Raw genomic sequence first — 24,104 nt, 5'->3', positions numbered from 1 at the left:
CGATCCCTCCGGCGGTAGAGCCGGCAGCCGGGCCGGTGGCGCGGTCCGCCGGAGCCGCGGAGCCGGACCGGCGGTTCAGTCGCCGAGCAGCGCGGCCCGGACCTCGTGCCAGGTCTGCTCGTCGGAGGCGACCAGCAGGCCCGGACCGTCGTCGGCCGGGTGGTACTCGGTGCCGTCGAAGCGGCGGGCCACCCCACCCGCCTCGCGCACCAGCAGCGCGCCCGGGGCATGGTCCCAGGGCAGGGTCCGCCAGAACAGGACGAACTGCTGGTCACCGGTGAGCAGGTCGAGGTACTCCCGCCCGGCGCAGTGCTGGCCGGGCAGCAGCTCCCCGATCCGGCTGCGGCCGGCCGCCACCCGGTCCCGGGTGGCCCGGGGCAGGTACTGGACCATCGCGGTGCCGCGCAGCCGTTCCGGCGGCAGGACGGGGGTCTCGCGCACCGGCCGGCCGTCCAGCCGGGTGCCGACCCCGGCGCGGGCCACGGCCATCGTCCCGGCCAGCGGGTCGAACACCCAGGACGCGGCCGGCTCACCGGCGGAGAGCAGGGCCACCATCAGCGCGAACGGTCGTCGTCCGGCGGCGAAGTTCCCCGTCCCGTCGACCGGGTCGACCACCCACACGTCGCCGTCGCCGCGCAGGTGACGCAGCAGCGACCCGTCCTCGGCCACCGCCTCCTCGCCGACGACCAGGGAACCCGGCAGCAACCGGCGCAGTTCCGCCGAGATCCGCTCCTCGGCCCGCTGGTCGGCGACGGTGACCAGGTCACCCGGCGCCTTCTCGGTGACGTCGGCGTCGTCCAGCTTGCGGAACAGCGGCAACACCACGCTCGCCGCGGTCTCCCGCAGCAGCGCGTCGACGTCGTCGAGCAGCTGGTCAGCCACGCGGCGGCAGCTTGACCACGCTGACGAAGAACTCGTCGATCTGGCGGACCACCGAGATGAAACGCTCGAAGTCCACCGGCTTGGTCACGTAGGCGTTGGCGTGCAGCTGGTAGCTGCGCAGGATGTCCTCGTCGGCCTGGGAGGTGGTCAGCACCACGACCGGGATACGGCGCAGCTCCTCGTCGTTCTTGATCTCCTCCAGCACCTCCCGGCCGTCGCGGCGGGGCAGGTTCAGGTCGAGCAGGATCAGGTCGGGGGTCACCGCGTCCGCGTACCGGCCCTCGCGCCGCAGGTAGGCCAGCGCCTCGGCACCGTCGGAGACGACCGTCAACCGGTTGCGGAGCTTGTGCTCCTCGAACGCCTCCTGGGTCATCAGCACGTCGCCCGGGTCGTCCTCGACCAGCAGGACCTCGATCGGGCTCTTGCCGTCCGCCGGCGCGGTCATCCCACCCTCTCCTTCGTGCCACCCGTTGTGCCGTGCCCCGGCGGCCCGCCGGGTGGGTCCTCGTGCTGCGTGCCGTCCGGTTGCCGGCCGACAGGCGTCGGCCGGGCCACCGGATCGGCCTCGTCGGCGGTCTCCCCGACCGGGTCGGGGGTGGCGTCGTCGGCGGTCGCCGCCGGGCTCTCCCCGTCGACCGGCGCGTCGGTGTCCCCGTCGATCGCCGCCGCGTCCGCCTCGGCCGCCGCCTTCGCCGCCTCGACGTCCTCCGGCCGGGCCGGCAGGGTGAACCGGATCGCCGTCCCCTCGGCCTGGTCGGTGTCGACCCAGACCCGACCGCCGTGGTACTCGACGATCTTCTTGACGATGGCCAGACCGATGCCGGTGCCAGGGTAGGCGTCCTTGGCGTGCAGCCGCTGGAAGATCACGAAGATCTTGTCGGCGAACTCGGCCTCGATGCCGATGCCGTTGTCCTGGCAGGTGATCTCCCACTCGTCACCGACCAGCCGGGCCGAGACCCGCACCTTCGGCGCGACGTCCGGGCGGCGGAACTTCACCGAGTTGCTGACCAGGTTGACCAGGAGGTTGGTGAGCAGCGGTTCCTCGCCCCGGATCACCGGCAGCTCGCCCCAGGTCAGCTCCGCGTCGGCGTACTGCCGGCCCGGCTCGGTCTGGCTGGCCACGTCGCCCATCACCTTGTTCAGGTCGACGTCGACGAAGCCGGTGGTGAGCCGGCCGATCCGGGAGAACGCCAGCAGGTCGTTGATCAGGCGCTGCATCCGCTGCGCGCCGTCGACCGCGAACGCGATGTACTGGTCGGCCCGCTCGTCGAGCTGCCCCGCGTACCGGCGTTGCAGCAGCTGGCAGAAGCTGGCCACCTTGCGCAGCGGCTCCTGCAGGTCGTGCGAGGCGACGTAGGCGAACTGTTCCAGGTCACGGTTGGACCGGGTCAGCTCCTCGGCCTGCTTCTGCAACTGGCTGTTGACCCACTCGATGTTCTCCCGGGCGGCCCGGACCTCGGCCAGGTCCTTGGCGATCTTCTGCCGCATCACGTCGACGTCGTCGGCGAGCCGGCGGAACTCCGGCGGCCCCGACCCGGCGATGTGGTGCTGATAGTCGCCCGCGGCGACCTCCCGCACCTGCTGCGCCAGGCCGGTCAGCGGCCGGATCACCATCCGTTCCAGGGAGAGCAGCATCAGGGTGCCGGCGAGCACGACCACCACCGCCGCGACGATCAGCAGCATCACCAGCATGTTGCCGCTGCGCTCGATGTCCCGGGCACCCCGCTCCCGCTCGGCCAGGATCGCCGCCTGGAGGTCACCCACCGACGCCCGGATCTCGTCGAACTGCTGCCGCGCCTGCGCGGTGATCAACGCCTGGCCGGCGGCCGTGCCGCTGCGTTCCGTGGTGGTGATCACCGGCTCGGCCACCGTCTGCCGCCAGTCCGCCGCCTGCTGCTGCGCCGTGCGCAGCGCACCCGCGATCGCCGGGTAGTCGCGGCTCAGGTCGGCGATCGTGGCGGCCACGTCGCGCTCCTGCTGCACCCCCTGCTCGTACGGGGCCAGGTCGGCACGGTTGCCGCTGACCGCGTACCCCCGGATGCCGGTCTCCTGGTCGAGCAGCGCGTTGAGCATCTCCTGACCCTGCACGCGCAGCGGGCCGGTGCGGGTGAGCAGCGCGTCGGTGTAGGCGCGGTTCTTCGCCGCCACCACCGCCTCGGCCACGGCCAGCCCGACCAGCAGCACGCCGACCACGGTGAGCAGCGCCAGCACCCGGCGACGCAGGGTCCACCCCCGGCGGTACGTGTTCACCGGCCACCGCCCCGGGTGACCAGCAGCATGGCGACGTCGTCGGCGAGCGGCCCCCCGTTGATCTGCTCGGCCCGACCGACCAGCCAGGCGGGCAGCTCGGACAGCGGCACGGCGTGGTTGGCGCGTTCCTGGAGCAGGCCGGTCAGCCCGTCGACGTCCAACCGGTCGTCGCCGTCACCCACCCGCCCCTCGATCAGGCCGTCGGTGTACATCAGCAGGGACCAGTCATCGGTGTCGAACTCCAGATCGAACGCGACGGGACGGCGGGGTCGTACGCCGAGCAGCAGGCCGCCACGGGCCGGGACCGGCGCGACCTTGCCGCCGGACAGCAGCAGCGGCGGCGGGTGGCCGGCCAGCCGGACGACGGCCCGGTTGGCGGCCAGGTCGAGCCGGGCGGTGGCGACGGTGGCGAAGATCTCCTGGAGCCGGCGCTCGCTCATCAGCACCTGTTCCAGGGCGGGCAGCACCTCGTCGTCGGGCACCCCGGCCAGGATCAACGCCCGCCAGGCCACCCGCAGTTCGACGCCGAGCGCGGCCTCGTCCACCCCGTGCCCGCAGACGTCGCCGACGATCAGGTCGACCCGGTCCGGCCGGGTCTGCACCACGTCGAAGAAGTCCCCACCGATCAGCGCCGCGTGCCGGCCCGGCCGGTAGAAGGTGTGCACCGCCACCTCGTCGGTGGTCATCAGCGGCTGGGGCAGCAGGCCCCGTTCCAGTCGGGCCGACTCGGCCTGGCGCAGCTCGATCTCGCGCAGCCGGCGGGCATTCTCGTCGGCCCGCTTGCGTTCCACCGCGTAGCGCAGGGCGCGGGTCAGCAGCACCCCGTCGACCTGGCCCTTGACCAGGTAGTCCTGGGCACCCTCGGCGACCGCGACGATGCCCAGGTGCTCGTCGGAGCGGCCGGTCAGCACGCAGACGGCCGCGCCGCTGGACATCTCCAGCACCCGACGCAGCCCGTCGAGGCCCTGCGCGTCGGGCAGGCCCAGGTCGAGCAGGACGCAGTCGACCCCGGCGATGCGCTGCCGGGCCTCGCTGAGGCTGGTGGCGACCAGCAGGTCGATCATCGAGTTGGTCTCGGCGAGCAGCTCACCGACCAGGAAGGCGTCGCCCTCGTCGTCCTCGACCAGCAGCACCCGCAGCCGTTCGCCCGGCGGCAGGTTGGGGTGGGGCCCGAGCCCGCCGTGCGGGTACGGCGCGACGGAGGGCCCGGCTGTGCCCGGCCCCCGGTGCGACCGGGTCACCGCCGCGAGACGCGGGAGTTCGCTGGTGATGTCGGGCTCCTTCCGAGTGCCCTGCTGATCCTGTATTAGACAACGGTCGCACACAACACGGTCCGCCCGGTCCGGGCGTTCCCGGGCAAGGCCGTCACCAGGTGAGCGTCCGGTCAGCGCCGCGCGTCACGGTTCGGTTCCGGTACGCCCCGGCCGCGCCCCGCCGGGGGCAGGATGGTGCACCACCTTCGCACCACCTCCGAGGAGTTCCCGTGGGCGCACCCCCCGCCTCCGCAGCCGACCGGGCGCTGACCCGCCCCCGGCGTCGTCCGCTTGCCGCCCTGGCCGCCCTGTCGGCGCTGGTCGCGGTGGGCGCGGTCGTGCTGGTCACCCTGGCCACCCCGACGCCCCGACCGGCCGACGCCCCGGCCGACGAGTTCAGCGCCGGGCGGGCGTACCGGACGGTGCAGACGGTGGCGGACCGCCCACACCCGGCCGGCAGCGCCGCCAACGACCAGGTCCGTGAGCACCTGGTCGGGGCGCTGCGTGGGCTGGGCCTGGAGACCGAGGTACAGGACACCGTCGCCCCGGAGGCCGGGCAGCTCAGCGGCGCGGCCGGCGGGGCCACCTTCGCCCGGGTACGCAACGTGGTGGCCCGGCTGCCCGGCACCGCCTCCACCGGCCGGGTCTTCCTGGTGGCGCACTACGACTCGGTGCAGACCGGCCCGGGTGGCAACGACGACGCGGCCGGCACCTCCACCGTCCTGGAGGTGGCCCGTGCGCTGGCCGCCGGCCCCCGGCCCCGCAACGACGTCGTGTTCGTGCTGACCGACGCCGAGGAGGCGTGCCTGTGCGGGGCGGCGGCGTTCGCGGCGAGCCACCCGCTGGCCGCCGACGGCGGGGTGGTGCTCAACCTGGAGGCGCGGGGCTCCACCGGCCCGGTGATCATGTTTGAGACGTCCCGGAACAACGCCGAGCTGGTGGCCGCGTTCGGCCGGGGCGCCCCGCACCCGGTGGGCACCTCGTTCGCGGTGGAGATCTACCGGGCGCTGCCCAACGACACCGACTTCACCGCCTTCCTCGACCACGGCTTCGTCGGGTTGAACTCGGCGTACATCGACGGGGGCGCGATCTACCACACCCCGCTGGACACCCCGGCGGCGATGGACCGGGGCAGCCTCCAGATGCACGGCGACAACGCTCTCGGGCTGGCCCGGGAGTTCGGCCGCGCCGACCTGACGGCGCTGCGCGCCGGGCACGACGCCACCTACTTCCCGGTGCCGGGCGGGCTGGTCCGCTACCCCGGCTGGTTGACCTGGCCGCTGGCCGCCCTGGCGGTGCTGGGCGTGCTGGCGCTGGGCTGGCTGGTCCGGCGTACCGGCCGGGCCGGCACCGGTCGCCTGTTCGCCGGGTTCGGGCTGGCGCTGGTGCCGATCGTGGTCGCCCCGGTCGCCGCCCAACTGCTGTGGGCGGGGATCACCGCGCTGCGCCCCGGTTACGCCGAACTGCTCGACCCGTACCGGCCGGTCTGGTATCGGCTGGCGGTGGTGGCGCTCGCCGCCGCGATCCTGCTCACCTGGTACGCGCTGGCCCGCCGCTGGGCCGGCCCGGCGGCGCTTGCCGTCGGCGGGCTGGGCTGGCTGGCCCTGCTCGGGGTGGTGCTGGCGGCGCTGGTGCCCGGCGGGGCGTACCTGGCGACCCTGCCCGCGCTGGCCGGCGCGCTCGCCGGCCTGGTGGCGCTACGCACCCGGATCGACGGCCCGTGGCCGGTGGTCGCGGTGACCCTGGCCGGCGCGGTCGCCGTGGTGATCCTGCTGCCCACGGTGGTGCTGCTCTTCCCCGCGCTGGGGATGGCGATGGGTGGGGTGGCGGCGCTGTTCGCGGTGCTGCTGGGGTTGGCCGCGCTGCCGGTGCTCGACCTGCTGCACCCGGCGGCCGGCGGCCAGCGCTGCATGGTCGCCGCCCGCGCCCGCCGGCTCGGCGCACTGCCGGCCGTCGCCGCCGCGCTCGCCGCCGCCCTGTTCGCCGGGGTCGGCCTGGCGGTCGACCGGTTCGACGCCGACCACCCCGTGCCCACCCATCTGATGTACGCCCTGGACGCCGACACCAACGAGGCGCAGTGGCTCACCCGGGAGGAGGATCCTCAGCCGTGGACCGGCGGGTACGTCGACGGCCCCGCCACCGTCGACGGTTTCCCCGGCCTGGGCGATCCGGACCTGCGCGGCGGCCCGGCACCGGCGGCGAGCCTGCCCGCGCCGACGGTGCAGGTGCTGGCGGACACCACCGCCGGTGGGCTGCGTACCCTGCGGCTGCGGCTGCTCCCCCAGCGGACGGTCCGGCTGGCCACCCTGCACGTGGACGCGACCACGGCCGAGGTGACCCGGGCCGAGGTGGCCGGGCGTGAGGTGCCGGTCGGGCGGCAGCCAGGCGTCGAGGAGGCGAAGGCCGACCGGTGGGGCTTCGGGATCGTCTTCCACGCCCCGCCTGCCGAGGGAGTCGAGATCACCCTGACCGTGCGGCCCCGGGCGGGGCAGGTGGCGCTGCGGGCGATGGACGCCAGCGACGGGCTGGAGGGGCTGCCGGGGTTCCGTCCCCGGCCTGCGGGGGTGGGGGTGGTGGGTTCGCACACCTCGGAGATGTTGGCGGTCGCCCGCACGTATCCGTTCTGACGTCGCGGCTGAAGCGTTGGCCGATAGCACTGCCGGTAGTACCATCGAACGTGTGTCTTCGGTAAGTCGAATCGTGGAAGCGATGCGAACCAACCCTCAGGGCGTCGCCTACAACGACCTGAAGCGGGTGTGCGAGCACTACTTCGGGAAGCCTCGGCAGGACGGCACCTCGCACGCGGTGTTCAAGATGCCGTGGGCCGGAGACCCACGCGTGAACATTCAGAACGACAAGGGCAAAGCCAAGGCGTACCAGGTACGGCAGGTTCTCAAGGCGATCGAGAAGAAGGAGGCCTTGTGATGCAGGACGTTCGCCCCGAGGTGAGTCACTACTCCTATCGCGTCACGTGGTCGGCCCAGGACAACGAGTTCGTCGCCACCTGCGCCGAGTTTCCCTCGCTGTCCTGGCTGGCCCCCTCTCAGATCGAAGCCCTGCAAGGGCTTCAGGACCTGCTGAGCGAGGTGGTCGCGGACCTGGAGCAGCAGGGCGAGGAAGTACCCGAGCCGTTTGCCGATCGGAGCTACTCGGGCAAGTTCAACGTGCGCGTCGGCGAAAGCCTGCACCGCGAGTTGGCCATCCATGCCGCAGAAGACGGGATGAGCCTCAACCAGTACGTCGTACGGAAACTGTCGGCAGCCTGAACAGGGTGGGGCGCCCCGGATGGCCCGGATAACCGGTCGCCCGGACCGGCGGGGCGGACTACGGTCCGCAGGATGCGGCTGGAGAAGGTCACCCCGGAGAACTACGAGGCAGCGCTCAAGCTGTCGGTGCGCCCCGACCAGGAGGATCTGGTCGGGCCGGTGGTCAAGTCACTGGCCGAGGCGTACGTCTTCCCGGACATCGCCTGGCCGAGGCTGATCTTCGACGGCGACCGGCTGGTCGGCTTCCTGATGGCCTTCCTCGACTACGCGTGGGGCGACAACCCCGATGATGTCCGATCCGGCCTCTGGCGGCTCAACATCGCGGCCGACGCCCAGGGGAAGGGTTACGGACGGTTCGCCGTCGAGGCGGTGTGCGCGGAGATCCGCGCCCGGGGCGGCGACCGGGCGTACGTCACGTGGGTGCCCCGGGAGGGCGGGCCGGAGGACTTCTATCTCAAGCTGGGCTTCCGGCCGACCGGCGAGCAGAGCGAAGGGGAGACGGTCGCCGTCCTGGACCTCTGACCGGGCGTCAGGACGCCCGCATCACTTCCAGCGGAAGTGGACGAAGAGGCGGCCGAAGTTCTTGGAGTCCTTCTCGACCCGGTGGTAGAGCTGCTTGACGTCCTTCTGGTCGAGGAAGCGCAGCACCTTCTTCTTGAGCTGGCCGGACCCCTTACCGGGGATGATCTCGACCAGGGTGGCCTTCTTCGCCACCGCCTCGTCCATGATCCCGCGCAGGGCACGGTCGATGTCGTGACCCTTGTTGAAGATGTCGTGCAGGTCCAGCTTGAGCTTCATCCCGCCTCCCCCACCTGCGCAGCGCCATGGCAGGCCCATCGTAGGCCGGCAGACGTCGGAGCGATGCTCAGGCTTCGTCGGGCAGGTTCGGCCGGTGCTCGCGGATCCAGGCCTCGATGTCCTCGGTACGCCAGATCCGGCCGGTGGCGAGCGACTCGTAGGGCTTCGGCCAGTCGGGGCGCTTCATCAACTGCTCGACGCGTTGCCTGCTCACGCCCAGCCTCATCCGGATCTCGTACGCGCCCATGAGATTCCGGCCCATGAACGGGAGGCTAGACACGTCCCCACTGGGCTAGACCCTAGTTGGGTGACACCCTACTAGGGCCTTGACTAGGGGGTAGCGTATTGGCCACCCTGAGACGGTGAAACCGCTGAACGTTTCCCGGGTGCATGCCCGCCCAGGTGGGGCTGTCCGGCCGCATGTGCCGATGCGGCCGCTCTGGTTGTGCCGGGTGTGCGACGCGCCCTGGCCGTGTCAGCCCGCCCGGCTGCTGCTGATCCTCGAATACCGGCGGGACCGGGTCGGCCTGTCCGTCCACATGGCCGGGCGGCTGTTCGACGCCACCGGCGACCTGGTCACCCTTAACCCGAACGCCGTACCGACCCCGGCGGAGCTGTTCGACAGGTTCCTGGCCTGGACGAGACGCGGAACCGGGCCGGGGGAAGGGTAGGAACCCCTCCCCCGGCCCGGCGCGGTCTCCGACTCAGCGACCGTTGCCGACCCGGCTCTCCACCCGGCGCAGCGCGGTCACGTAGTCGTCGTTGGTCGAGTGCATCGCCGCCGCGATGCGCAGGTGCCGCAGCGCGTCCGGGTAGCGGTTCAGCCGCTCCAGCGTCCGGCCCAGCACGTGGTGGGCGTAGTGGTCGCTGGGGTCCCGGTCGACCAGCTCCCGCAGTTGCTCCTCGGCGCGGCCGAGCTGCGCGGTCTGGAAGTACGCCCGGGCCAGCAGCTGACGTACGGAGGAGTTGCCGGGCTCGGCCGCCACGATCGGCTCCAGCAGCCGGACCGCTCCGCTCGGGTCACCCATCTCGAAGTACATGGTCGCCCGTCGGTACTCCGCCAGAAGATCCATCCCGACCCACCCCCTCGCGTCACGTCGCCATTGCTCCGACGCTGGCACAACACCGGCCGTACCGCGAGTGTTCCTGGGGGTGGACTTGTGGCTCAGGAGGTCGGCTCGTCCCGTTCGCCGGTCAACTGCCAGGCCCGGACGCCGCCGACGATTCCGGCCGTGTTGGGCACGATCACCACGTCGTCGCCCATCCGGGCCACCTGCTCGGGGCGGATCAGCCGCGCGTTGCCCCCGCCGAGATAGAGCCGGTCCCAGCGGAACACCGGGCGCAGCCCGTCCACCACCTGCCGGATGCGGCGGGACCAGAAGGCGTCGCCGAGCCGCCGCCGCTCCGGCTCCCCGACGTACGTGTCGTAGGTGGTGCCCCAGCGGACCGGGGCGTGCGACAGCTCCAGGTGCGGGGCGAGCCGCCCGCCGTCGAAGAGCGCGCTGCCCAGCCCGGTGCCGAGGGTCAGCACCAGCTCGCAGCCGGTGCCGGCGACCACCCCGGCCGCGTGCACCTCGGCGTCGTTGAGCACCAGCGCCGGCATCCCGAACGCCTCGGTGACCGCCCGCCGCGCGTCGTACCCGGACCACTCGGCGAGCAGGTCCGGGTCGACCCGGCTGCGCGGCCCGGAGCGGGTCACGTAGTGCGGCGTGGCCACCACGACCCCGTGCCGGATCATGCCCGGCATCCCCACCGTGACCCGGTCCGCCGGGGGCAGCCGGCCGGCCAGCTCCAGCAGCGTCTTGACGAACAGCTCCGGCGGCAACGGGTACGGGGTGTCCACCCGGATCACCGGCGCCCGCAGGGTGCCGTCCCCGTCCAGCACCGAGCCCTTGATGCCGCCGCCCCCGCAGTCGATCGCCAACGTCAGTCCCACACCCCCACCTTGCCCCACCCGCCCCCGCTCCTCCCGCCCCTCCCCCACCTTCCGCCGACCGGGGCCGGCAGTGGGCCAGCCACCGAGGCCGGCAGCCGGGCCCGCCGTGGGCCGGGCCGCGCGGCGCCCCCGCCCGGATCGGCGGGCGCTAGGCTCGGGGCCTCATGAGCGCCACGATGATCGCCAAGGGACTCGCCGCCGGGCACGGGGAGCGGATGCTCTTCAGTGACCTCGACCTGGTCGTCGCCCCCGGCGACGTGGTGGGGCTGGTGGGGGTCAACGGGGCCGGCAAGTCGACGCTGCTGCGCACGCTGGCCCGGGTGCAGCCGGTGGAGGAGGGCAGCGTCACGCTGAGCCCGCCCGGGGCCTCGGTGGGCTACCTGCCGCAGGAGACGGAGCGCCGGGCGGGCGAGACGGTCCGCGACTTCCTGGCCCGACGGACCGGGGTCACCGGGGCGCAGGCCGCCCTGGACGCGGCCACCGAAGCGCTCACCGCGGGCACGGCCGGGGCCGACGACGCGTACGCCGGGGCGTTGGAGCGGTGGCTCGATCTCGGCGGGGCGGACCTGGAGGAACGTGCCGAGCAGGTCGCCGCCGAGTTGGGGCTCACCGTCGACCTGGACCATCCGATGACCGGCCTCTCCGGCGGCCAGGCGGCCCGCGCCGGCCTGGCCTCCCTGCTGCTCAGCCGTTACGACGTCTTCCTGCTCGACGAACCCACCAACGACCTGGACCTGGCCGGCCTGGACCGGCTGGAACGGTTCGTCACCGGCTTGCGCGCCGGCACGGTGCTGGTCAGCCACGACCGGGAGTTCCTGACCCGGACGGTGACCCGGGTGCTCGAACTCGACCTGGCGCAGCAGCAGGTCCGGCACTACGGCGGCGGCTACGGTGCCTACCTGGAGGAGCGGGAGGTGGCCCGCCGGCATGCCCGCGCCGACTTCGAGGAGTACGCCGACACCCGGGCCGCGTTGGAGGCCCGTGCCCGCACCCAGCGGGCCTGGATGGAGAAGGGCGTGAAGAACGCCCGTCGCAAGGCCACCGACAACGACAAGATCGGCCGGAAGTTCCGGGCCGAGGCGACGGAGAAGCAGGCGGCGAAGGCGAAGCAGACCGAGCGGCTGATCGAACGGCTCGACGTGGTCGAGGAGCCCCGCAAGGAGTGGGAGCTGCGGATGGAGATCGCCGCCGCGCCCCGGGCCGGTGCGGTGGTGGCCTCGCTGCGCGACGCGGTGGTCCGCCGGGGCGACTTCACCCTCGGGCCGGTGAACCTCCAGGTCGACTGGGCCGACCGGGTGGCGATCACCGGGGCGAACGGCTCCGGCAAGACCACCCTGCTCGGCGCGCTGCTGGGCCGGTTGCCGCTCGACGCCGGGCACGCCGCGCTCGGTCCGGGGGTGGTGGTCGGCGAGGTGGACCAGGCCCGGGGGCTGTTCCTCGGCGACCAGCCGCTGCTGGAGGCGTTCGGGGCCGCCGTACCGGAGATGACGCCGGCGGACGCGCGGACGCTGCTGGCCAAGTTCGGCCTACGTGCCGCGCACGTGCTGCGGCCGGCGGCGACCCTGTCGCCGGGCGAGCGGACCCGGGCGGCACTGGCGCTGCTCCAGGGCCGGGGGGTCAACCTGCTGGTGCTGGACGAGCCGACCAACCACCTCGACCTGCCGGCCATCGAGCAGTTGGAGTCGGCGCTGGCCGGCTACCCGGGGACGCTGCTGCTGGTCACCCACGACCGGCGGATGCTGGAGGCGGTCAGCGTCGACCGGCGGTTGCGGGTCGCCGACGGGCGGATCGCCGAGGACTGATCGGCGTCGCCCGCCGCCCGCCGGGTGACAATGGGTCATGCTCAGATGGGAGTACGCGCTGCTGGTCCGCCGTCGCCAGCCGACCGCCTCCGACCTCAGCTGGGAGGTCGTCTTCGTCTGGTACGGCCCGGACGGCTCGATGACCGACGTCACCGCCTACGGCGACACCGCGCTGGCGCACCTGAACCGGGCCGGTGACCAGGGCTGGGAACTCGTCGGGATGAGCGAGGACCCGTCCCTGGCGGGCCACAACGAGCTGCACCGCTACCACCTCAAGCGGCCGAAGGCGGCAGGTGCGCCCCGGCAGCGCATCCGGGCCGTCGGCCGGCCCACCCGCCGTGCCGGCGGCTGACCCGGTCGGCGCTGGCGAAACAGATCGGGTGGTGTGCCGGGCCGGGAAGCGGGTAACGGCCGGCGGGAGGTGGCCATGGTCGCGTTGGCGCAGGCACCGCCCTCGGCCGAACGGCTGCGGGCGCTCGACGGGTTCCTCGATGCGGCCTGGGCCGAGCAGGCCCGTCACGACGAGCGGTTACGTGGGCTCGCCGTGGCGGTGCGGTTCGACCGGGGCGTCGCCCACCTGAGCGGGGAGGTGCCCGGACCGGAGCAGTTGCGGCTGGTCCGCGAGCTGGTCGGCCGGCTGGCCGGGGTGTACGGCGTGTGGGGGCGGGTGCGGGTCGACGGCCGGGACCCGGTGGTGGTGGACCTGGGCTGCGGCGGTCAGAAGCAGTACCCGACGAACCTGGGGCTGGACATCTTCCCGGCTGCCGGGGTGGACGCGGTGGCCGACCTGTCCGGGTCGCTGCCGCTGGCCGACGACTCCGTCGACGTGATCTTCACGGTGCACATCCTGGAGCACCTGATCGACTTCCTGCCGCTGGTGGACGAGTGCCACCGGGTACTCCGCCCGGGTGGCGTGCTGCACGTGATGAGCCCCTGGTGGGGGCATGTCAACGCGGTGGCCGACCCGACCCACGTCCGGCTGCTGGACGTACAGACGATCAAGGGAGTGTGCGGTCAGCGCCCGCCGGGCGCCCCGCGCTGGTATCCGCTGCACGCCGGCTGTGACGGCGCGTCGATCTTCGCCGATCTGACCCCGCTGCCCGCCGACGCGCCACCGGTGTCCCCGGCCCACCTGGCCCGCTTCTTCGACTGACCAGGGGCGACGCCACCCGACCAGGGCCGCCCGGCCGGGTCAGGTGGTGCTCTCCCGTGGGGTCAGGCGGTGCGGGGCGGTGACCTCCCGGGCGGGTGCGTCCCGGTCGCCGGCCAGCCGCCCGGCGAGCAGGTCGACGGCGAGCCGGGCGATCCGTTCCTTGTCCGGGCTGACCGTGGTCAGGGTGGGGACGCTGAACCGGCCGTCCTCGATGTCGTCGAAGCCGGCGACGGCGACGTCGACGGGGACCCGTAGGCCGGCCTCGTGCAGGGCGCGCAGCGCGCCGAGGGCGAGGGTGTCGCTGAAGCAGAAGACCGCGTCCGGGCGGGCACCGGAGGCGAGCAGGTGACGCATGGCGGCGGCCCCGTCGGCGCGGTGCCAGGCCGGCGTGGCGGCGACGAGGCGCTCGTCGTACCCGATGCCGGCGTCGGCCAGGGCGGCGGTGTAGCCGGCCAGCCGGAGGCGGGCGCCGGCCCCCTCGGGGGTGTGTTGCGCGCCGACGGCGGCGATCCGGCGGCGGCCGGGACCGATCAGGTGGGCGGTCATCTCCCGGGCGGCGGTCACGTTGTCGATCACCACGTGGTCGGCCGGGCCGTGGTCCGTCCGTTCGCCGAGCAGCACCATCGGCAGTTCCAGGCCGACGAGGTCGTCGGCGGGCAGCGACAGCGGGCTGAAGATCAACCCGTCGATCATGTGGTCGCCGACGCCGGCCGCAGCGACCCGTTCCCGTTCCCGGCCACCGCCGGTCTGGTCGATGAGCACGGTCCAGCCGTGGTCGGCGGCGGCGGCGACCACGTGCCGTGCCAGCTCGGCGAAGTACGGCACGTCCAGCTCCGGCACGGCGAGGGCGATCACGCCGGTACGCCCCTTGCGCAGGTTGCGGGCGGACAGGTTGGGCCGGTAGTGGAGTTCGGCGATGGCGGCCTCGACCCGGGCCCGGGTCGCCGGCCGGACGTGCTGGTAACCGTTGACCACGTTCGACACCGTCTTGACCGACACCCCGGCCCGCTCGGCGACGTCCTTGAGGCGGTGGCGCACGTCCCCGCTCCCTCCCGCGTCCGCCGTGGACGGTGGCGCGCGACAGATCCTTTACAACGTTGGTGACAACGGTATACAAACGCGGGGCAGCGCATTGACCGTAGTCGTTCCGAGCAGCTCAGGGAAGAGGTGGGCCGTGCGTGCAGCGCGGATGACGATCGACCCGGCCTTCACGATCGGCCCGGTGGACCGACGGCTCTTCGGTTCCTTCGTGGAACACCTGGGCCGCTGCGTGTACGGCGGCATCCACGAGCCGGGGCACCCCGCGGCCGACCCGCTCGGCCTGCGCCGCGACGTGCTGGAGCTGACCCGGGAGCTGGGTGTCACCGTGGTCCGCTACCCCGGCGGCAACTTCGTCTCCGGCTACCGCTGGGAGGACGGCGTCGGCCCGGTCGACGACCGCCCCCGCCGACTGGACCTCGCCTGGAAGACGATCGAGACCAACGCGTTCGGCCTCGACGAGTTCATGGCCTGGGCCACCGCCGCGCAGGTCGAGCCGATGATGGCGGTCAACCTGGGCACCCGGGGCGTACAGGAGGCGTGCGACCTGCTGGAGTACGCCAACCACCCGGGCGGCACCCGGCTGTCCGACCTGCGCCGCGCACACGGCGCGCAGCAGCCGTACGGGGTGCGGCTGTGGTGCCTCGGCAACGAACTGGACGGCCCCTGGCAGGTCGGCCACAAGACCGCCGAGGAGTACGGCCGGCTCGCCGCCGAGACCGCGCGGGCGATGAAGCTGATCGACCCCTCGATCAGCCTGGTCGCCTGCGGCAGTTCCGGCCGGGGCATGCCCACCTTCGCCTCCTGGGAGGCGACCGTGCTGGAACACACCTACGAGCAGGTCGACTACGTCTCGGCGCACACCTACTACGACCCGACCGACGGCGACCGGGCCAGCCTGCTCGCCTCGGCCGTCGACATGGACCAGTTCATCAACGAGGTCGTCGCCACCGCCGACCACGTGGCCGCCCGGCTGCGGCAGAGCCGCAAGCTGAAGATCTCCTTCGACGAGTGGAACGTCTGGTACCAGTCCCGCGTCCAGGGCGACCTGGACCGGCGCGGCTGGGTCGAGGCGCCGGAGCTGCTCGAAGACGACTACACGGCCGTCGACGCGGTGGTGGTCGGGGACCTGCTGATCACCCTGCTCCGGCACGCCGACCGGGTCGGCGTGGCCTGCCAGGCGCAGCTGGTCAACGTGATCGCCCCGATCCGTACCCGCACCGGCGGGCCGGCCTGGCGGCAGAGCATCTTCCACCCGTTCGCCCTGACCGCCCGGTACGCCACCGGCACCGTGCTGCGCACCGAGCCGGTCTCGCCGCACTACGCCACGAAGCGGTACGGCGACGTGCCGGTGCTGGACACCGTCGCGCTGCACGACGAGGAGTCCGGCGCGTTGACCGTGTTCGCGGTCAACCGGGGCACCGACGACCTCCCCCTGGATCTCGACCTGCGGGGGCTGTCGGGGCTGCACCCGGTGCAGCACCTCGCCGTCGTCGCCGGGGACGACCCGGACGCGGTCAACACCGAGGCCGAGCCGGACCGGGTGACCCCCCGGGAGCTGCCCACCGGCACCGTCGACGGCGACCGCTGCGCCGTACGCCTGCCGGGGATCTCCTGGAACCTGCTGCGCTTCGCGCCGCGCCCCTGACCCCGACCGTTCCCCGGCGGTGGGCCGGCCCGCCATGCCGGCCCCCGCAGTGCGCCGCCCCTGCCCGCCGGAGCGGGCCGGGCGCCGGGCCCGGTCGCAGGCCGGCCGGCCCCGGGCGGCCGACGGGTTGGGTGCCGGCCGGTGGCTCCGGCCGGCATCCTCCGGGCGGTCAGGCCGAGGCGGGTTCCTTGGCGCGCTCCTCGGCCTCCCGGACGGCGAGGCGGTTGCGCCGGTAGCCGTAGCAGAAGTAGACGACGCCGCCGAGCGCCATCCAGACCAGGAACCTGATCCAGGTCTCGACCGACAGGTTGAGTGTCAGGTAGAGGCAGGCCAGCGCCGTGAAGATCGGCAGCACCGGGGAGAACGGGACCCGGAACGGCCGCTCCAGGTCGGGGCGCTTGCGGCGCAGGATCGGCACCGCGATCGAGACGATCATGAAGGCGCAGAGCGCGCCGATGCTGACCAGATCGGCCAGGGCCGACAGCGGCAGGAACCCGGCGAGCACCGCCACCGCGACCGTCATCACCGCCGAGATCCGGTACGGGGTCCCCCAGCGCGGGTGGATCTTCGCCACGGCGGGCGGGAGCAGGCCGTCCCGGGAGATGGCGAAGCCGATCCGCCCCATGGCCACCAGGTCGACCAGGATCACGCTGGTCAGGCCGGCGACGGCGGCGATGGAGACGAGCACCCCGGCCCAGCCCGCGCCGACCGCGTTGAAGGCCGCCGCGATCGGGGCACCCCGGTCGATCTCGGCGTACGGCACCATGCCGACCACGACCAGCGAGACGGCGATGTAGAGCGTGGTGGAGATCAGCAGGGTGCCGAACAGACCCAGGGTCAGGTCCCGCTTGGGCCGCCGGGTCTCCTCGCCCAGGTTCGCCACCGCCTCGAAGCCGGTGTACGCGAAGAAGACCACGGCGGCGGCGGTGAGCACCCCGACGAACCCGAAGACGGAGGGTTCCAGCCCGAACAGCGCCTGGGTGACCGGCTGCTTGATGCCGTCGTCACCGGCACCGGCCGGCTCGGCCGGCGGGATGAACGGGGTGAGGTTGGCCGCCTTGACGAAGAACAGCCCGGCGACCACGACGAAGACGCAGATGCCGACCTTCACCAGGACCAGCAGGTTGGTGATCCGGGCCGACTCGCGGATGCCGACGATGGCGACCACGCCGAGCAGCAGCACGATGCCGATCGCCCCGAGGTTGACCACGCTGCCCTCCTCGGCGAACCAGGTGCTCGGCAGGCCGAACAGTTCGGCGAGGTAACCGGACCAGCCCCGGGCCACCACCGCCGCGCCGAGCGCGAACTCCAGCAGCAGGTCCCACCCGATGATCCACGCGACGATCTCGCCCATCGTGGCGTACGCGTAGGTGTAGGCGCTGCCGGCGGTCGGCACGCTGGACGCCAGTTCGGCGTAGCAGAGGGCGGCGAGCAGGGCGACCGCCCCGGCGATGGCGAACGAGATCACCACACCCGGGCCGGCGCTGTCGCGCGCCTCGATGCCGGTGAGGGTGAAGATGCCGGTGCCGATCACGATGCCGATGCCGAAGCCGGTGAGGTCGCGGGCCCCGAGTCGTCGTTTCAGACCGGGGGTGCCGTCACTGCCGTCGGCGTTGCCCTGGGCAACCACGTCCTTGATCGGTTTGGTTCGCAGCACGGACACTGCGCTCACCCCTCCCACCACCGCGACCGCCCTGCTGACGGCCGGTGCCGGGCGTTGCTACCCACCCCGACCCCACCCCAATCACCCCATCCACATCCACACCCAGTCCCCCGCTAACCACTTTCGGTCACCCCCCACCCGCATCCCCCCACCCACCCCTTGCACCGACACCCCCGAGTATGAAAATTTCCTCCCATCCCCCCACCCACCCCGCCACTTCCCGCCACCCTTTCCTCCCTCCCTCCCCCACCCACCCGTCCTTGGTGATCAAGAGCTTTGCGTCAATCCCGGCGCGTCCGCTGACGCAAACCTCTTGATCGACTGACGCAAAGCTCTTGATCACCGGGCGGGGCGGGGGCGGGCGGGGGGGGGGGAGGCGGAAGAGCGAGCGGCCGGGGGGTGTCGGAGGCGGTAGGGCGAGCGGCGAGGGAGGCGGGCGGGTGAGGCGGGACCGGAGGAGGGAGAGCGTGGTGAGCAGGCTCGGGATCGGTGTGGTCGGGTTGATGCTGGTGGTGGTCGGTGGGCTCGCAGGGAGCGGGCCGGCGGCGGCCACCGGCGGGGCGACCGGGACGGCGGCGGCTACCGACGGGGGCGGCGGTGCCGCGACGGTCGGGCCGGCCGCCGGCAGCGCCACGGCGGGCGACGCCTGCGTGGTCGATCCGGCGTTGCCGAAACGGCAGTTCCGAGCCATGTGGATCTCGTCGGTGGTGAACATCGACTGGCCGAGCGCGGGCTCCCGCACCGCCCCCGACCGGGTCGCCGCCCAGCAGGCGGAGTACCGGGGCTGGCTCGACCTGGCACAGCGGCTGCACCACAACGCGGTGGTGGTCCAGGTCCGCCCGACCGCCGACGCGTTCTGGCCGTCGCCGTACGAGCCGTGGTCGGAGTACCTGACCGGGGTGCGGGGGCAGGACCCGGGCTGGGACCCGCTGGCCTTCCTGGTCGCCGAGTCGCACCGGCGGAACCTGGAGTTCCACGCCTGGTTCAACCCGTACCGGATCTCCATGCCGGCACCCGGGGGCGCGGGCCCGGACCTGGGGCAGCTCGCCCCGGACCACCCGGCCCGGCAGCACCCGGAGTGGACCTTCGCCTACCCGCCGGCCGGCGTCGCGGGCAGCCGGCTCTACTACGACCCCGGGGTCCCGCAGGTCCGCGAGTTCGTCCAGACCGCGATGCTCGACGCGGTACGCCGGTACGACCTCGACGGCGTGCACTTCGACGACTACTTCTACCCGTACCCGAGCGGCACCTGGCCGGTGCCCGACGACGCCACGTTCGCCGCGTACCACCGGGGGTTCACCGACCGGGCCGCCTGGCGGCGGGACAACATCGACCTGCTGATCCAGGAGATGGGCGGCCGGATCAAGGCGGTCAAGCCGTGGGTGAAGTTCGGGGTGAGCCCGTTCGGCATCTGGCGCAACGCCAGTGTCGACCCGGCCGGCTCGGACACCACCGGCAGCCAGTCGTACGACATCATCTCCGCCGACACCCGCACCTGGGTCAAGCGGGAGTGGATCGACTACATCGTGCCGCAGCTCTACTGGTACATCGGCCAGTACCCGGCCGCCGACTACGCCCGGCTGGTGCCGTGGTGGGCGCAGACGGTACGCGGCACCCGGGTGCAGCTCTACATCGGCCAGGCGGACTACAAGAGCGGCGACCCGGCCTACGGCACGTACTGGATGAACCCGCAGGAACTGTCCGACCACCTGACGCTGAACCGGTCCTACCCGGAGGTGCTCGGCAACGTGCACTTCTCCGCCGTGCAGGTGCGGGCCGACCGGCTGGGCGCGACGAGCCGCTACGCCGCCGCACACTACTCCCGTCCGGCGCTGGTGCCGACCATGGCGCACCTGCCGGCGAAGCCGCTGCTGCGCCCGGCGCTCACCCGCGCCGAGCGCACCGCCGACGGGGTACGGCTGCGCTGGCGGCAGCCGGCTGACGGGCAGGGCCCGCTCGGTTCCGCCACCTCGTACGCGGTCTACCGCTTCGACGGGTCCGGGCCGGTCGACGGGTGCGACCGGGCCGACGCCGCGCACCTGGTCGGCACGGTCCGGGCCACCCCGGGGCAGCCGCAGTCCTGGGTGGACGGCTCCGCCGAGCCCGGCCGGACGTACACCTACCAGGTGACCGCGCTGGACCGGTCGTGGAACGAGAGCGCCGCCTCGCCGGCCCGGGTGGTGCGCTGATCGACCGCGGACGCCCCGGGTGCCCGCGCACCCGGGGCATTCGTCTGTTTCGACGCATGTCACCAATACGTCGCCTCCGCCACGCCCCACCGACGGGACATTGATCGAGACTGATCGAATTCCGGTTACCAGCCGGTGACGCACCGTACCGCCCATCCCGCGGAGGAACCGGTGTCCCGTCGTCTCGCCACCGCCCTCGCCGCCGGCACGTTCGCCCTGCTCAGCGTGCTCGGCGTCGGCTCGCCCGCGTCCGCCGCGGTGAGCACCTCGCAGAAGCTCAGCGTGCTCGGCAGCTGGACCCAGACCAGCGCCAGCAGCTACAACGCCTGGAACGCCGGCCGCCTCAACCAGGCCGCCTGGGCCGACTACGGCTTCGACTGGTCCACCGACTACTGCTCGTCGAGCCCGGACAACCCGCTCGGCTTCACCTTCAACCTCGCCTGCTACCGCCACGACTTCGGCTACCGCAACCACAAGGCGATGGGGATCTTCTCGGCCAACAAGGCCCGCCTGGACAGCGCCTTCTACGAGGACCTGAAGCGGGTCTGCGCCACCTACAACTCCGTCGTCCGGCCGGCCTGCACCAGCCTGGCCTGGACGTACTACCAGGCGGTCAGCATCTTCGGTTCGGTCGCCGCCGTCTCGCCGGCCGACCTCGACCGGGCCGCCCGGATGAAGGCCGACGCCGAGCGGGCCGCCGCCCGGCGCGGCTGACCGCCGCCCGCCGCCCAGCCGCCGTGCCGTCCGGGCGACCCCGGACGGCACGGCGGGTCAGGCCCACTCCTCCCGGCGGTCCGCCTCACGACGGCGGACCGGCCGGGGCGTCACCGGGCCGGTCGCCCGGAACCGGATCGAGTCGGCCGCCAGGTCCGGGTGCTCCACCGCGAACGCCAACGCCGCCGCCTCCTCCAGGCCCAGCTCACCGCCCTCGCCGTACGCGGCGTCGAAGGCCGCGTCGCCGAGGACGCGCCGCAGCTCGGCCTGCTGCTGGAGCCAGTACGTGCCGTAGATGCCCGGGGTGCCGCGCAGCCGGGCCCGGGTGGCCTGGGCCGCACCGAACAGCCGGGCCGCCGTCAACGGCTCCCCGCCCAACGCGCAGCGCACCGCCACCGCGTTCACCGTGTCGCAGGCCCGCCCGTGGTAGCCGTGCCCCATCCGGGCCCGCAATGCCACCAGCAGGTGCTCGTGCGCGGCCACCAGGTCACGCCGGGCCAGCGCCACCATGCCCAGCAGCATGTCCACCGAACGGCACCCCCGCTCCACCGGGCGGCCCGCCTCCACCGGCCGGGCCCGCCCGAGCAGCTCCGCCGCCTCGACCAGCGCGCCCCGCCGCCACAGCAGCTCGGCCAGGTGGTAGACGGCGAGCAACGCGTCCCCACCGACCTCCTGCTCGTTCGCCCAGTCGATGACCTCCCGGCAGACCCGCTCCGCCTCGGTGAACTGCCCCATGTCGACAAGCGGCACGGCCCGCCCGGCGAGCACCCGGGCCAGCAGCCCCGCGTCGCCGGCCTGCCGGGCCGCCGCCTCCGCGCGCTGCGAGAACCGCAGTTCCTCGGCGAACTCGCCGTCCGCTCCGGCGTGCAGCGAGTGCAGGTGGTACGCCGCCGCCAGCTCCGCCTCGGGGATCGCCTCGCCGGTCTCGGCGATCCGCCCGTACAGCCGGAACAGCCACAGCCGGGCCTCCCGGGACAGCCCGCGCTCCCGCCACCACTGGTCCAGCCCACCGGCCAGCCGCAGCCCGGCCCGGGCACTACCCCTGGTGGCCGACCAGCGCAGCGCCGAACGCAGCTCACCGGCGAGCGGGTCGACCGCGTACAGCGACAGGGTGACCGGGCGGCCGTCCGCCCCCAGGTGTGCCCGGTGCAGCGCGTGCTGGGCCCAGGCCACGTGCCGGTCCCGGGCGGCCTGCTCCTCACCGGTCTCGACCAGCCGACGCGCCGCGTACGCCCGGATCGGGTCGAGCATCCGGTAGGTGCTGCCCGAGGCGTGCGGCTCGGCCAGCACCATCGACTTGTCCACCAGCACCGACAGCGGGTCGAGCGGGTCGTCACCGATCAGCCACTCCACCGTGGCCAGGTCCACCGGCCCGGTGAAGACCGCCAACCAGTGCAGCAGCCGGGCCGCACGCGGCCCCAACGTCCGGTACGACCAGGTGACCGTGGCCTGCATGGTGAGGTGCCGCTCGGTCGCCGACCGCTGCACCGCCCGGTGCGCGGGGCTCGGCGGCGTCTGGCCCGAGGCTGCGGCGACCAGGTCCACGGTGTCCTGCTGGTTGCCCGCCCAGCCCCGCTCGGGGGGCCGCTCCGGCACGCCCCGGCCGGCGTCGAGGGTGCCCAGCATGTCGTCCAGCCGGGCCGCCAACTGGCCTGCGGAGAGCACCCGCAACCGGGCCGCGGCCAGCTCGATCGCCAACGGCAACCCGTCCAGCCGCTGCACCACCCGGCGCAGGTCGGCGGCCTCCGTCCACTCCGGCGGCCGGCCGCCCCGGGCCGCCGCCGTACGGTCCAGCAGCAGCGCCACCGCGTCGCTCTCCGTACGCCCCGGCTGCGGGTCGACCGCCAGCGGCGGAATCCGCCACACCACCTCGCCGGGCAGGCCGAACGCCTCCCGGCTGGTGGCCAGCACCCGCAGCCCGCTGCCCCCGGCGAGCAGCCGCGAGATCACCTCGGCGCAGGCCGCCGGCTGGGCGTCGCAGGTGTCGAGCACCACCAGCATCCGCCGGACGGCCGCGTACTCGACCAGGGTGTCCAGGATCGGGCGGCCCGGTTCCGGCCGGGCCCCGAGCACGGCGGCGATCGCGAACGCCACCAGCCCCGGGTCGGTGACCGTGGCGATGTCGACGAACCACACCCCGTCCGGGTACGCCTCCACCTGGCCGCCCGCCACCTCGACGGCGAGCCGGGTCTTGCCGGCGCCACCCGCGCCGACCACCGTGACCAGCCGCTGGCGGCGGATCAGCAGATCCAGCTCCACCCGCTCGGTCTCCCGGCCGACGAACGAACTGACCTGGGTGGGCAGGTTGTGCGCCAGCGCCTCGGCGGTGTTCGGGCGGGGGAACTGCCGTTCCAGCCCCGGCGCGACGAGCTGGAACAGCCGTTCCCGGTCGTCGAAGCCCCGCAGCCGGTGCAGGCCCAGGTCGATCAGGGTGGCCCCGGCGGGCAGCGGGTCGGCCAGCCGCGCGGTCGACGCCGAGCAGAGCACCTGCCCGCCGTGCGCGGCGGCGGCCACCCGGGCGGCCCGGTGCACCTCGGGGCTGGCGTACTCGCCGTCGCGGGGTTCGGCGAAGCCGGTGTGCAGTCCCATCCGTACCCTCGGCGCGGCCTCCGGGTTGGGCCAGTCGTGGGTGGACAGCGCCCGCTGCGCGGTCAGGCAGGCGGTCAGCGCCGCCGACGCGTCCGGGAAGGCGAGGAAGAAGGAGTCCCCCTCGGTCAGCAGCTCCGCGCCGTCGGTCTCGGCCAGGGTGTCGCGCAGCAGCCGGCGGTGCTCCCAGAGCACCGGGCGGTAGTCGGACCCGAGCAGTTGGGCCAGCCGGGTGGAACCTTCGATGTCGGTGAAGACGAAGGTCACCCAACCGCTCGGGAGGTGCATCCGTGGCGACATGCGTGGACCTCCGCCCCTGACGTCGGGTTCATGCTGCCCTATGGTCGACCGGTCACGCATCGTAAGAACGGTCGGGCGATATCGGACCCAAGGGGTCACTGGTCCCGGCGCACCGGTGCGCCGAACCGTTACATCGGGCCACCTCCGGCGCGGTCGGCAGCCGGCCCGGTCAGATCAACAGCCGCAACCGCCGCCGCAACAACCACCGCCGGAGGCGGGACCCGCCGGGGCGCCACCGGCGGCGGAGCCGCCCCCACGGCCGGTGACCGCCACGGTGGACAGCAGCTTGACCGTGTCGGCGTGACCCTGGGGGCAGTCGGCCGGGGCACCGGCGTCGGCCATCGGTCGGTTGACCTCGAAGGTGTCGCCGCAGGCGCGGCAGCGGAACTCGTACCGGGGCATGGGCCCACCCTACGGCCGGACCTGACTCCCTGGCCGACATGGGTGATACTCAAACGGTGGTGAGCGGCGAAGATTCGACGGAACGGCCCCTGCGCGCAGCGACCCCGCCCGAGGACGTGCCCCCCGCTCCGCGTCGCGGCTGGCTCCCCCGCCCCCGCCGGCCCCGCCACGACGCCCTCACCCCGCCGGCCGCCCCGACCGCCGACGGCCCCGCCGCAGATCCT

23 protein-coding genes are annotated in these 24,104 nt (G+C 73.4%); 11 read left to right on the top strand and 12 right to left on the bottom strand.

Features of this window, described 5'->3' with window-relative positions; all coding sequences use genetic code 11:
* Positions 1 to 75: 75 nt before the first annotated feature.
* From H1A17_RS19355 to H1A17_RS19340, 4 genes are read right to left on the bottom strand one after another with little or no spacing between them, the layout of a single operon-like run.
* Complete coding sequence (locus H1A17_RS19355) at positions 76 to 882, bottom strand: inositol monophosphatase family protein (RefSeq protein ID WP_145921810.1); 807 nt, start codon at positions 880 to 882, stop codon at positions 76 to 78.
* Positions 875 to 1,327, bottom strand: coding sequence for a response regulator (locus H1A17_RS19350; protein WP_088644726.1), 453 nt, complete (start codon positions 1,325 to 1,327; stop codon positions 875 to 877). The genes H1A17_RS19355 and H1A17_RS19350 overlap by 8 nt, the downstream gene beginning before the upstream one ends.
* The gene (locus H1A17_RS19345; protein ID WP_194822551.1) at positions 1,324 to 3,132 is read right to left on the bottom strand and encodes an ATP-binding protein; all 1,809 of its coding nucleotides are present in this window, start codon (positions 3,130 to 3,132) and stop codon (positions 1,324 to 1,326) included. The genes H1A17_RS19350 and H1A17_RS19345 overlap by 4 nt, the downstream gene beginning before the upstream one ends.
* The gene (locus H1A17_RS19340) at positions 3,129 to 4,373 is read right to left on the bottom strand and encodes a PP2C family protein-serine/threonine phosphatase (protein WP_194822550.1); all 1,245 of its coding nucleotides are present in this window, start codon (positions 4,371 to 4,373) and stop codon (positions 3,129 to 3,131) included. Before H1A17_RS19340 ends, H1A17_RS19345 begins: the two co-directional genes overlap by 4 nt.
* A gap of 242 nt (positions 4,374 to 4,615) precedes the next feature.
* On the opposite strand from H1A17_RS19340, the gene H1A17_RS19335 reads away from it, so the two are divergent.
* From H1A17_RS19335 to H1A17_RS19320, 4 genes are all read left to right on the top strand, one after another.
* Positions 4,616 to 7,012, top strand: a complete 2,397-nt coding sequence (locus tag H1A17_RS19335) for a M28 family peptidase (protein ID WP_194822549.1) — start codon at positions 4,616 to 4,618, stop codon at positions 7,010 to 7,012.
* An 82-nt stretch (positions 7,013 to 7,094) separates the two neighbouring features.
* On the top strand, positions 7,095 to 7,310 hold the full coding sequence (locus tag H1A17_RS19330) for a toxin HicA (protein WP_145921814.1): 216 nt from the start codon (positions 7,095 to 7,097) through the stop codon (positions 7,308 to 7,310).
* Complete coding sequence (locus H1A17_RS19325; RefSeq protein WP_145923058.1) at positions 7,310 to 7,651, top strand: type II toxin-antitoxin system HicB family antitoxin; 342 nt, start codon at positions 7,310 to 7,312, stop codon at positions 7,649 to 7,651. Before H1A17_RS19330 ends, H1A17_RS19325 begins: the two co-directional genes overlap by 1 nt.
* A gap of 72 nt (positions 7,652 to 7,723) precedes the next feature.
* Positions 7,724 to 8,173 (top strand): GNAT family N-acetyltransferase, encoded by a 450-nt coding sequence (locus tag H1A17_RS19320; protein ID WP_194822548.1) that lies wholly within the window; start codon positions 7,724 to 7,726, stop codon positions 8,171 to 8,173.
* Between the two features lie 21 nt (positions 8,174 to 8,194).
* On the opposite strand, the gene H1A17_RS19315 is transcribed toward H1A17_RS19320, so the two are convergent.
* Both H1A17_RS19315 and H1A17_RS19310 read right to left on the bottom strand, forming a co-directional pair.
* Positions 8,195 to 8,449 carry a Smr/MutS family protein gene (locus tag H1A17_RS19315; protein ID WP_067315484.1) on the bottom strand — a complete coding sequence of 85 codons (255 nt, stop codon included), beginning with the start codon at positions 8,447 to 8,449 and terminating at the stop codon, positions 8,195 to 8,197.
* Positions 8,450 to 8,516: 67 nt separating this feature from the next.
* Positions 8,517 to 8,711: an AlpA family transcriptional regulator gene (locus H1A17_RS19310; RefSeq protein WP_205789268.1), complete on the bottom strand. Its 195-nt coding sequence runs from the start codon at positions 8,709 to 8,711 to the stop codon at positions 8,517 to 8,519.
* A 166-nt stretch (positions 8,712 to 8,877) separates the two neighbouring features.
* On the opposite strand from H1A17_RS19310, the gene H1A17_RS19305 reads away from it, so the two are divergent.
* The gene (locus tag H1A17_RS19305; RefSeq protein ID WP_228543834.1) at positions 8,878 to 9,120 is read left to right on the top strand and encodes a hypothetical protein; all 243 of its coding nucleotides are present in this window, start codon (positions 8,878 to 8,880) and stop codon (positions 9,118 to 9,120) included.
* A 33-nt stretch (positions 9,121 to 9,153) separates the two neighbouring features.
* On the opposite strand, the gene H1A17_RS19300 is transcribed toward H1A17_RS19305, so the two are convergent.
* Together H1A17_RS19300 and H1A17_RS19295 are read right to left on the bottom strand one after the other, a co-directional pair.
* On the bottom strand, positions 9,154 to 9,522 hold the full coding sequence (locus tag H1A17_RS19300) for a M48 family metallopeptidase (RefSeq protein WP_088644718.1): 369 nt from the start codon (positions 9,520 to 9,522) through the stop codon (positions 9,154 to 9,156).
* A gap of 92 nt (positions 9,523 to 9,614) precedes the next feature.
* On the bottom strand, positions 9,615 to 10,385 hold the full coding sequence (locus H1A17_RS19295) for an ROK family protein (protein WP_145921817.1): 771 nt from the start codon (positions 10,383 to 10,385) through the stop codon (positions 9,615 to 9,617).
* Between the two features lie 164 nt (positions 10,386 to 10,549).
* Here H1A17_RS19295 and H1A17_RS19290 point away from each other — a divergent pair, with 164 nt between their 5' ends.
* The 3 genes from H1A17_RS19290 (at position 10,550) to H1A17_RS19280 (ending at position 13,340) form a co-directional block, all read left to right on the top strand.
* Positions 10,550 to 12,187, top strand: coding sequence for an ABC-F family ATP-binding cassette domain-containing protein (locus H1A17_RS19290; RefSeq protein WP_145921818.1), 1,638 nt, complete (start codon positions 10,550 to 10,552; stop codon positions 12,185 to 12,187).
* A 37-nt stretch (positions 12,188 to 12,224) separates the two neighbouring features.
* Positions 12,225 to 12,539, top strand: a complete 315-nt coding sequence (locus H1A17_RS19285) for a hypothetical protein (RefSeq protein ID WP_145921819.1) — start codon at positions 12,225 to 12,227, stop codon at positions 12,537 to 12,539.
* Between the two features lie 75 nt (positions 12,540 to 12,614).
* The gene (locus tag H1A17_RS19280) at positions 12,615 to 13,340 is read left to right on the top strand and encodes a methyltransferase domain-containing protein (RefSeq protein ID WP_145921820.1); all 726 of its coding nucleotides are present in this window, start codon (positions 12,615 to 12,617) and stop codon (positions 13,338 to 13,340) included.
* Positions 13,341 to 13,379: 39 nt separating this feature from the next.
* Here the strand turns inward: H1A17_RS19280 and H1A17_RS19275 are convergent, their stop codons facing one another.
* The gene (locus tag H1A17_RS19275; RefSeq protein WP_194822547.1) at positions 13,380 to 14,378 is read right to left on the bottom strand and encodes a LacI family DNA-binding transcriptional regulator; all 999 of its coding nucleotides are present in this window, start codon (positions 14,376 to 14,378) and stop codon (positions 13,380 to 13,382) included.
* A 151-nt stretch (positions 14,379 to 14,529) separates the two neighbouring features.
* On the opposite strand from H1A17_RS19275, the gene H1A17_RS19270 reads away from it, so the two are divergent.
* Positions 14,530 to 16,026, top strand: a complete 1,497-nt coding sequence (locus H1A17_RS19270; protein WP_228543833.1) for an alpha-N-arabinofuranosidase — start codon at positions 14,530 to 14,532, stop codon at positions 16,024 to 16,026.
* A 169-nt stretch (positions 16,027 to 16,195) separates the two neighbouring features.
* Here the strand turns inward: H1A17_RS19270 and H1A17_RS19265 are convergent, their stop codons facing one another.
* Positions 16,196 to 17,698, bottom strand: coding sequence for an amino acid permease (locus H1A17_RS19265; protein ID WP_375372823.1), 1,503 nt, complete (start codon positions 17,696 to 17,698; stop codon positions 16,196 to 16,198).
* A gap of 494 nt (positions 17,699 to 18,192) precedes the next feature.
* Here H1A17_RS19265 and H1A17_RS19260 point away from each other — a divergent pair, with 494 nt between their 5' ends.
* Positions 18,193 to 19,878 (top strand): glycoside hydrolase family 10 protein, encoded by a 1,686-nt coding sequence (locus H1A17_RS19260; protein ID WP_194822558.1) that lies wholly within the window; start codon positions 18,193 to 18,195, stop codon positions 19,876 to 19,878.
* Between the two features lie 171 nt (positions 19,879 to 20,049).
* A complete protein-coding gene (locus tag H1A17_RS19255) occupies positions 20,050 to 20,592 on the top strand; it encodes a phospholipase (protein WP_145921823.1) in 543 nt (180 codons plus the stop codon).
* Positions 20,593 to 20,649: 57 nt separating this feature from the next.
* On the opposite strand, the gene H1A17_RS19250 is transcribed toward H1A17_RS19255, so the two are convergent.
* Entirely contained in the window at positions 20,650 to 23,478 is a 2,829-nt protein-coding gene (locus H1A17_RS19250; protein ID WP_145921824.1) for an adenylate/guanylate cyclase domain-containing protein, read from the bottom strand.
* A 174-nt stretch (positions 23,479 to 23,652) separates the two neighbouring features.
* The gene (locus H1A17_RS19245; RefSeq protein ID WP_145921825.1) at positions 23,653 to 23,880 is read right to left on the bottom strand and encodes a zinc ribbon domain-containing protein; all 228 of its coding nucleotides are present in this window, start codon (positions 23,878 to 23,880) and stop codon (positions 23,653 to 23,655) included.
* Positions 23,881 to 24,104: the final 224 nt, after the last annotated feature.

It is taken from the genome of Micromonospora sp. S-DT3-3-22, assembly GCF_015354745.1.
Lineage (GTDB): Bacteria > Actinomycetota > Actinomycetes > Mycobacteriales > Micromonosporaceae > Micromonospora > Micromonospora wenchangensis.
The sequence above is the reverse complement of the archived record's forward strand: the minus strand, read 5'-3'. Positions and strand labels throughout refer to the sequence as shown.

Coding starts and splice junctions, on each gene's coding strand:
- H1A17_RS19325 (WP_145923058.1), top strand. CDS start 7,310: ATGCAGGACGTTCGCCCCGAGGTGAGTCACTACTCCTATCGCGTCACG.
- H1A17_RS19330 (WP_145921814.1), top strand. CDS start 7,095: ATGCGAACCAACCCTCAGGGCGTCGCCTACAACGACCTGAAGCGGGTG.
- H1A17_RS19250 (WP_145921824.1), bottom strand. CDS start 23,478: ATGTCGCCACGGATGCACCTCCCGAGCGGTTGGGTGACCTTCGTCTTC.
- H1A17_RS19300 (WP_088644718.1), bottom strand. CDS start 9,522: ATGGATCTTCTGGCGGAGTACCGACGGGCGACCATGTACTTCGAGATG.
- H1A17_RS19290 (WP_145921818.1), top strand. CDS start 10,550: ATGAGCGCCACGATGATCGCCAAGGGACTCGCCGCCGGGCACGGGGAG.
- H1A17_RS19320 (WP_194822548.1), top strand. CDS start 7,724: ATGCGGCTGGAGAAGGTCACCCCGGAGAACTACGAGGCAGCGCTCAAG.
- H1A17_RS19310 (WP_205789268.1), bottom strand. CDS start 8,711: ATGGGCCGGAATCTCATGGGCGCGTACGAGATCCGGATGAGGCTGGGC.
- H1A17_RS19285 (WP_145921819.1), top strand. CDS start 12,225: ATGCTCAGATGGGAGTACGCGCTGCTGGTCCGCCGTCGCCAGCCGACC.
- H1A17_RS19350 (WP_088644726.1), bottom strand. CDS start 1,327: ATGACCGCGCCGGCGGACGGCAAGAGCCCGATCGAGGTCCTGCTGGTC.
- H1A17_RS19305 (WP_228543834.1), top strand. CDS start 8,878: ATGCGGCCGCTCTGGTTGTGCCGGGTGTGCGACGCGCCCTGGCCGTGT.
- H1A17_RS19280 (WP_145921820.1), top strand. CDS start 12,615: ATGGTCGCGTTGGCGCAGGCACCGCCCTCGGCCGAACGGCTGCGGGCG.
- H1A17_RS19315 (WP_067315484.1), bottom strand. CDS start 8,449: ATGAAGCTCAAGCTGGACCTGCACGACATCTTCAACAAGGGTCACGAC.
- H1A17_RS19245 (WP_145921825.1), bottom strand. CDS start 23,880: ATGCCCCGGTACGAGTTCCGCTGCCGCGCCTGCGGCGACACCTTCGAG.
- H1A17_RS19270 (WP_228543833.1), top strand. CDS start 14,530: ATGACGATCGACCCGGCCTTCACGATCGGCCCGGTGGACCGACGGCTC.
- H1A17_RS19260 (WP_194822558.1), top strand. CDS start 18,193: ATGCTGGTGGTGGTCGGTGGGCTCGCAGGGAGCGGGCCGGCGGCGGCC.